This is a genomic window from Sphingorhabdus sp., assembly GCF_041737645.1.
GTDB lineage: Bacteria > Pseudomonadota > Alphaproteobacteria > Sphingomonadales > Sphingomonadaceae > Sphingorhabdus_B.
The window spans coordinates 48,257-56,253 of sequence record NZ_JBGSRI010000064.1; the positions used below are offsets into that span (position 1 = coordinate 48,257).

General features: G+C 56.8%; 7 protein-coding genes. 1 reads left to right on the forward strand and 6 read right to left on the reverse strand.

Annotated features, from left to right (window positions below):
- Positions 1-4: 4 nt before the first annotated feature.
- From pufB to ACEW72_RS12360, 6 genes are all read right to left on the reverse strand, one after another.
- On the reverse strand, positions 5-232 hold the full coding sequence (pufB, locus tag ACEW72_RS12335; protein ID WP_373476683.1) for a light-harvesting antenna LH1, beta subunit: 228 nt from the start codon (positions 230-232) through the stop codon (positions 5-7).
- 127 nt (positions 233-359) lie between these two features.
- A complete protein-coding gene (gene bchZ, locus ACEW72_RS12340; protein ID WP_373476684.1) occupies positions 360-1,805 on the reverse strand; it encodes a chlorophyllide a reductase subunit Z in 1,446 nt (481 codons plus the stop codon).
- On the reverse strand, positions 1,802-3,238 hold the full coding sequence (gene bchY, locus ACEW72_RS12345) for a chlorophyllide a reductase subunit Y (protein ID WP_373476695.1): 1,437 nt from the start codon (positions 3,236-3,238) through the stop codon (positions 1,802-1,804). The genes bchZ and bchY overlap by 4 nt, the downstream gene beginning before the upstream one ends.
- A 108-nt stretch (positions 3,239-3,346) precedes the next feature.
- Positions 3,347-4,330: a chlorophyllide a reductase iron protein subunit X gene (locus tag ACEW72_RS12350; RefSeq protein ID WP_373476685.1), complete on the reverse strand. Its 984-nt coding sequence runs from the start codon at positions 4,328-4,330 to the stop codon at positions 3,347-3,349.
- Complete coding sequence (bchC, locus tag ACEW72_RS12355; protein WP_373476686.1) at positions 4,327-5,262, reverse strand: chlorophyll synthesis pathway protein BchC; 936 nt, start codon at positions 5,260-5,262, stop codon at positions 4,327-4,329. Before bchC ends, ACEW72_RS12350 begins: the two co-directional genes overlap by 4 nt.
- A 112-nt stretch (positions 5,263-5,374) precedes the next feature.
- Positions 5,375-6,496 (reverse strand): methyltransferase, encoded by a 1,122-nt coding sequence (locus ACEW72_RS12360; RefSeq protein ID WP_373476687.1) that lies wholly within the window; start codon positions 6,494-6,496, stop codon positions 5,375-5,377.
- 14 nt (positions 6,497-6,510) lie between these two features.
- On the opposite strand from ACEW72_RS12360, the gene crtD reads away from it, so the two are divergent.
- A partial coding sequence (gene crtD, locus ACEW72_RS12365; protein ID WP_373476688.1) for a 1-hydroxycarotenoid 3,4-desaturase CrtD occupies positions 6,511-7,997 on the forward strand: 1,487 nt, incomplete at its 3' end.

Below are 7,997 nucleotides of genomic sequence, written 5' to 3' on the forward strand. Positions count from 1 at the left end.
CTCCTTATGCTAAAAATGTTGTTATTGTTGCGCTTGCAAGCTGCATGGTATCTTCCAGCATGGCATAGCCATTGACGCTGGGGAACCACGGCCGCCACATCCACACCAATATATGCGCGACAATCGCGATAATGGTGAAAATGATGAAGCTGCTCACAAAGATTTTGTGAAATTCCTTGGCTTCTTCCGGGGTAAGATATGCCCCCGGGCCAAAGCGTTCGTTATCGCTCATATTCCCTTCTCCATATTAGCCCCAATCGAGCTGCACCACGCACCTCTCCCGGGCGGTTTCCTTGCAGCACCTGACGCTGCCAAGGTTTCGGACATCCGGTCTGGACCGGACGAATTAGTGGAGCGGATCATACGCCGACTCCTTCAAGCATAGCCGCCGCAAGCCGGTCGGCGGAAACATGGCTTTCGCCTGCATGGCGTGCGCCGCGTTCGGCGGCGTCGCGCAAATTCTTTGCAGCGGAAATACGCACAAGGACAGGTTGGGCTTCGACGATTGCATCCAGTTTTTCTTTCGCGTCGCGATCCCAACGCAACGCGGCCTCACGGCGGGCAGGGGTAGCTGCGCCGGCATCCATCTGGGTGGACAGCGGCAGGATATGAAACAGCGCGTCAAACAACGCATTGCATACTTCCTGGATCAAATAGGTCGCGCCGGAATACCCCATATAGGGTGTTCCTGTATGGCGACGGATCGCCGCGCCGGGGAAAGACGCCGGAATAAAAATGCCCCGCGCACCACATTCGGCCATATACATGCGTTCGTTATAGCTGCCGAAAACAACAAGCGGCGGATTGTCTGCAATCGCATCGCGCACCGCGTGATTGTCGGTTTTGATACCGGCTTTGCGGCCAAAGGCGAAATGGCAGGGCAGGCCCATATCCTCTTCGAGGAATTTACGGATGCCTCTGGCATAAGTCTCGTTGGCAACGATGCCGAAGCTGGCGGTACCGAAGAAATCCTGAGTCACCGACCGCCACAAATCCCAAAGAGGTTTGATGGTCGTATGCTTTTCTTTTTCGATAAAGGGTTCAGGATCAAGCCCTGTCATTTCCCCTAATTGCCGCAGAAACTTGGTCGTGGAATCGAGGCCAATCGGAGCCTGCAGATAAGGACGTTCCAACAGTTCGCACAAATTGCGACCGAATTCGCGGTACATGCAAATATTGACGGAGGCATGCGCCAGCTTGTGGATATCGGCCAAGTGGGTTCCCATCGGGAACACCATATTCACCTCGGCACCGATGCCTTCTATCAACCGGCGTATCTCGGCCAGATCGGATGGCATGTTGAACATGCCATAGGACGGTCCGATGATGTTGACCTTGGGCTTTTCGCCTTCTTTCAAAACCGAAGGGGCGTGGACCTTTTTAGGGCCAAATTCGGTCCAGAGCCACGACAAAGCCCGATCTTCCGACTGCCATTGATCTTCGTCAATGGTCCGGGGCAGGAAACGTTTGATGTTCGTGCCTTCAGGCGTCACGCCGCCGCCGATCATTTCGGCAATCGAACCTGTCACCACGACCGCAGGCAGGTCAGGATCAAGTGACCGCCAGGCGCGGCGCATCGCGCCTTCTGTGCCCGTCTTGCCGAGCTCCTCTTCGCCCAGGCCGGTTACAACAATAGGCAATTCGTGCGGGGGAAGGCCGTCGGTATAATGCAACACCGATGTCACCGGCAAATTCTCACAGCCCACCGGGCCGTCGATGATGACTTGCAGTCCTTTGACGGCGGTAAAAGCATAGACCGCCCCCCAATATCCGCCTGCGCGATCATGATCGAGGATCAGGGTCATGAACCGATCGCTTCCGCCGCTTTGGCGGCCAGTGCGTTTTGTGCGGCATATTTAGCTTTGAACTTCGGCCGGTCGGTGGGGGTATCTTCCCAGATACCGCTGGCATAGCCTTCGCCCACACCTTCGAAAAATTCCTGCATTTTGTCGAAACGCGCCTTGTTGCCAATGGCCATGTTCACGACCTGCGCCAAACTGCCGGCCCCTGCCGGCCCCATAAGCGGACGTGCGGAAATCAGGTTGGTGAAATACAGCGCCGGAATGGCTTTGGCCTTGGCATGTTGAACAACCGGTGTGGTGCCAATGGCAAGATCGGGGCCGAATTCCTCGACAGCCGCAATATCCTGTTCCAGACTGGCGCGGTATTTGACGCGGACACCTTTGGCCTCCAGCCATTCGCGGTCGGGTTCGGACCATTTAGTTTGGGGACAGGCTGTTCCCACATAAGGCACATCCGCACCGCTTTCGATCAACAATCGTGCGACCAGCAATTCCGAACCTTCATATCCCGAAACCGTAATGCGGCCCTTTATCGGCTTGGCTGCGAGCGCACCCTGGATCGCCGGCAGGATGGCATTTTGTGCAGCCGCGATTTGCGCGGCGCTTGCGCCTGTCGCTTCGCCGATTGATTTCAGCCACGCCGCCGTTCCATCGCGCCCGACGGGTGCGGAACCAACGACTTTGCGACCCGCAGCTTCAAATTCACGGACACTTGCGGTGTAGAATGGATGGATGGCGGCGATCACGGCGCCATCGAGCGCTGCATAAAGTTCGCGCCATTCGCGGGTTGGTACGACCGGCCCTGCTGCCAGGCCCAATGGTTCCAGCATATGCGCGATGCCCATGGGGTCGGCCGGGAACATTTCGCCCAGCAAGGTCACCGACGGGCGGTCGGGCAATGCCGAGGGCGCGGCGACCGGACCTTGTTCCGCTTCTTCACGCGCATATTTCAACATTGCGCCAGCCAGGACATCTTTGGCTTCGGCATGGGTTGGAATGCCGAAGCCCGGCACATCGATGCCGATCACGCGGACACCATTGATGGAATCGGGCAACAACCTTAATGGCACGCCGCTCGCGGTCGGCACGCACAGATTGGTGACGACGATGGTGTCATATTTTTCAGGGTCGGCCATCTGTTCGACAGCCTCTTTAATATCCTCGAACAGTTTGCCGGTAACCAGTGTTTCCGAACTGAACGGTACATAACCGACGCTCCGGCGTGCGCCGTAAAAGTGCGACGTAAAGGTAAGGCCATAAACGCAGCAGGCTGATCCCGACAGGATTGTTGCCGTGCGCCGCATCCGCAGCCCGACGCGCAATGACCCGAAAGCAGGGCACATGGATTGCGGCTGGTCATGGGGGCCCAGCGGATAATCCTTGGCATATTGGTCAAGAATTTCGCTCTTGCCCGCTTTTTTGGCGGCCTCGATCATGGTGTCCTTACCACCATGACATCCTGCACCCGTCGCCGGCGCGGCAGAAAGATCAATACGATCCGGCGCACGCACTTTTTCGGTAGGGGTGGTCAGTTCAGTCACGCATCAAACCTCGTCATAAATCACTTCGAGTGATGGTTTCTGTTCATAGGTACCCCCGCGCATATCGGCCTGCGTCGCCGGGACAAGCCGCACGCCGCCGCCGACTTCGTCCGGTGAAAAGAGGCCAAGAAGCCCGTCTTGTTCCAGCGGCTTGGGTTGCTGCGGCGGGGCGATGGCGACGTTTTCGGCAAGCTGTGCGAACAGGCTGCCCCACTCGCTTTCGGGCGTTCCGATAATCTGGTAATTGGCCGATTTGCGGCGAATATCCTCATTGGCAGGAATTGAAATCAAAACGGGGATATCGACCGCATTGGCGAACGCTTGTGCTTCGCCGGTGCCGTCATCCTTGTTGATGATCATGCCTGCAACACCGACATTGCCGCCCATCTTGCGGAAATACTCCACCGCCTTGCAGACATTGTTGGCGACATAGAGCGACTGCAGGTCATTGGAGCCGACAACGATTACCTTCTGGCACATGTCGCGTGCGATAGGCAGGCCGAAGCCGCCGCACACAACATCGCCCAAGAAATCGAGCAAGACATAATCAAAACCCCAATCGTGGAAACCGAGTTTTTCGAGCAGTTCGAAACCGTGGATAATCCCGCGACCGCCGCATCCGCGGCCTACTTCGGGTCCGCCAAGTTCCATGGCGAACACACCGTCGCGTTGAAAGCAGACATCTTCGATGCCGACTTCTTCGCCGGCCAGTTTCTTGGCGCTTGATGTCTCGATAATAGTAGGGCAGCTTTTCCCGCCGAACAACAGCGAGGTCGTATCGGATTTCGGGTCACATCCGATAAGCAGAACGCGCTTGCCCTGCTGCGCCATCATGTAGCTGAGGTTGGACAGTGCAAAGCTTTTGCCCGAACCACCCTTGCCATAGATCGCTATGATCTGCGTTTCCTTCTTTACCTCGCCCTGGTGGACAGGATCGGGTTCGATGGCGGCCTCCTGACGCAGGGCATTTATGTCGAGCATCGTCATTCGCATTCTCTCCAATCGAGTACCATTTTCAGGCAGTCGGGGTTTTCAAAGGCTTCGGGGTAAGCAGCGCGCGCGTTTGAAGCGGGCGAAATATTGGTGATTAGACCGGCGAGATCCAACGCACCTGTTTCGATGAGCGCGTGGACGGACGTTAGATCTTCTGGTTGCCATTCGGCAGCGACGCGCAGCCGGGCCTCTTTTTGAAACGCCAACGGAAAGGCAAAGCTGATGGGCTGGCTGTAGAAACCGGCCAGTACCAATTCGCCACCCTTTGCCAATCGGCCCATGAAAGCGTTGATCGACGAGGCATCGCCGCTCACATCGTAAATGTGGTGATAGTCGCGGCGATCATCCGAATCTGGATGGATCACGCTATAGCCCTGCGCGCCGTTTTGACGCGCTGAATTGGTGTCCCAGACAACAGGTGCGGGCGCGCCGGCGGCAAGAGTGAGCCGCGCCAAAAGGCGGCCCAATATGCCATGGCCTATTATCAGTTGCGGCAATTCACCGTGGCAGATCGCATGAAGAGCGGTCGCCGCCAGTGCGTATAATATGCCCTTTTCCGCCAAGTCTTCCTTGATGGGCATGGCGCGGGCAGAAGCCACGATCAACGTACGGGCTGCGCCACCAAAAAGACCGCGGGCGTCGCGGTAACAACTCGCGCCGGGAACGAAAACCCATTCGCCTATCCGGTTCTGGTGATTGGGTCCGGCGTCCACGATACGCCCGACAGATTCATATCCGGGAACCAGGGGATAACCCATGCCGGGGAAGCTGGGCATCTGGCCGGTCCATAATAGCTTTTCGGTGCCGGTGCTGATCCCGCTGTAATGGATTTCAACAAGCACATCATCGCAACCCATGGCGGTCAGCGCGGTTTTGCGCATTTCCAGACTGCCCGGTGCATCAAAAATGATGGCTAAACTATCCAAAACTACCTGATCCTCCTCCGGTCTCTACTCCCCACTCTGGTGGATAGAGACTCTGTTGAGTGTCAAGTTATCGCAACATAAATAATTGTCAAATAATTTGGACAGTTCGATGTCATTTAATCGCGACAAGCGCGCCCGTTATGATGGGAAGCGCGGTTTTGACAGCTTTTATATGTCTGAAGCCTGCGTTGCGGAGCATCGCTTTTGTCTCTGCGGCTGAGCGCGGACGACCCGAACCCATTGCCCACAAATACATGCCAAAATAGGCTTCCCCCATAGGCTGGGCGGTGTGGGTATCGGCCATCGGCTCGACAATCAAAAGCCGTCCTCCGTCAGGCAAAGCCGCATGAATCTTGGACAAAAGCGCAATGCACACCGAATCATCATGGTCATGGAGTATCCGGACAAGCGTCATCAAATCATAGCCATGGGGAAGCGGCGTGTCCTTGAAGCTACCGGGGTGCAGCGTGAAGCGTGTCGATGACGTGTCGCTTGCGAGTCGTTTTTCCGCCTCAGCGATTACGTCCGTTAAATCGAACAGGCCGATTTCCAGTTGCCGCGCCGTCACGGCAACGGCCGAAGAAAAGGCGCCCGATCCACCACCTATATCCAGCATATGGCGATGTTGGGCAAAGTCATAAACATCTAGAATCTGCTGGGAAACCATAGGTTGTGTGGCGGCCATCAACGCGGAATAGCCGGTGGCGCCAGCGTCGCTTTGATCTTTCGACGCATAGGTCCAATAGGCCGACAATGCTGTCTCGGTCCGCCGCCCCTGGGCCAATAGAGCCAATGGTTTTGCAAGATCGGCATATAATAAATGATGGTGCCGGATCATCGCAAGCGCGCCTTCATTCGCCGACAGCGGCGCGCCGGCTTCCCCCAAAGTCCATATACCGGCTTGGGGCGACTCGCATATCTTAAGGGACTGCCCGGCCTTTAATAGCCGAACCGTCGCATCTTCCTCTAACCCTGTAAATTGGACGATCGCTTCCACTGTCCGCAATCCGCCCTGCAGAAAGGGTATCAGCCCCACTTCGACAAAGACGGTCAGGATTTGCGTATAAACAAAACCGGCAATCATATCGAACTGTGCCGCTGCCCGCCGTCGCGCGATCATACGGATGATTGGCGTGCGCGAGGCCCAGCGTTGGAACACAAGACTCCCCAAAATAGCATTGCGGCGCAATACCCATCGGGACTTCCATGTAAGATTGTCGATTATTTCAGACATAAATATTTGTCTAAATGATTGGACTTCTGTTAGCCTGCGGTCAAACGGAACTTTCAAAGGGGAGCAGTAACATCGTTCATGGCAGCCCAACCGTCATTATTGGCGCAGGCATTGGCGGCCTGGTCAGTGCGGTTTTGCTCGCGGCGCGCGGCCTGCAAGTTACCGTCCTTGAAAAGGAATCCCGGCCGGGCGGCAAGGTACGCCAAGTGGATGTAGATGGTGCACCTATCGACGCCGGGCCGACAGTTTTTACGATGCGGTCTGTCATTGATGCCATATTCGAGTCGGCCGGAGAACGGAGTGAGGATCATATCCGTCTTCACAAGGCCGACCGGCTTGCACGCCATGCGTGGGGGCCAGAGGCGAGACTGGACCTCTATGCCGACGCCGACCGCAGCGCTGAAGCAATCGGCGATTTTGCAGGAGCCAAGGCAGCTGCCGGCTTTCGAAGCTTTACCAAAGAGGCTGGCCGCATTTTCGAGATATTGGACAAGCCCTTTCTGCGCGATTCCAAAACCTATCCGCCCGGTTTGATGTGGCGGATCGGACTTTGGCGGGTGAAAGCCTTGATCGATATCCGCCCGTATGAAAGCCTTTGGAAAGTGCTCAAGGAGCATTTTGACGACCCGCGCCTCCTACAGCTTTTTGGGCGCTATACGACCTATTGCGGATCTTCGCCCTTTCAAACACCCGCCACATTGATGCTGATCGCCCATGTCGAATCGCAGGGTGTATGGGCCATCGAAGGCGGGATGAGCGCATTGGCAACAGCGCTCGAAAAACTTGCCAAATCGCAAGGCGTGACTTTCCGCTATAATGCGCCTGTGGCGCGGATTGATGTACGGCACCGGTCTGTTACGGCGGTTGAACTGGTGAGTGGCGAACGATTTGCGACCGAGAAAGTCATCTTCAATGGTGACCCAGCCGCATTGGCGAGCGGTCTATTGGGTGATGCCGTCACGCCTGCCGTGCGAAAGGTTCCGGTTCAGGCGCGATCCCTATCGGCGATGGTCTGGCTTGCCAATTGCAAGAGCGGCGGTTTTCCACTCGACCATCATAATGTTTTTTTCTCACCCGATTATCCAAGGGAATTTCGGGAGATAAAGGCAGGCAGCCCACCCGGTGCGCCAACCGCCTATGTTTGCGCGCTAGACCGGGGCGCCGGGCAAACTGCGCCGCAGGGCCGCGAACGGATGCAAATCATTGTCAATGCACCCGCCAATGGCGACCGCCACACTTATTCGACCGAGGAGAGAGAGACATGCACATCGAACATGCTGACACGCTTGAGCGCTTGCGGGTTGGAGTTGGAGAATCCGTTACCGCACCGGTTGGTGACGCCGTCGGAGTTCGCGACATTATTCCCGGCGACGGGTGGAGCCCTTTATGGACGGGCCTCGCACGGGTGGGCGGCCTCCTTCCTCCGGCCCGGCAGCCGGACAGCGATCCGTGGGCTTTATTGCGCGGGCGGCGCGACCCATCCCGGCGCGGGGGTCCCCAT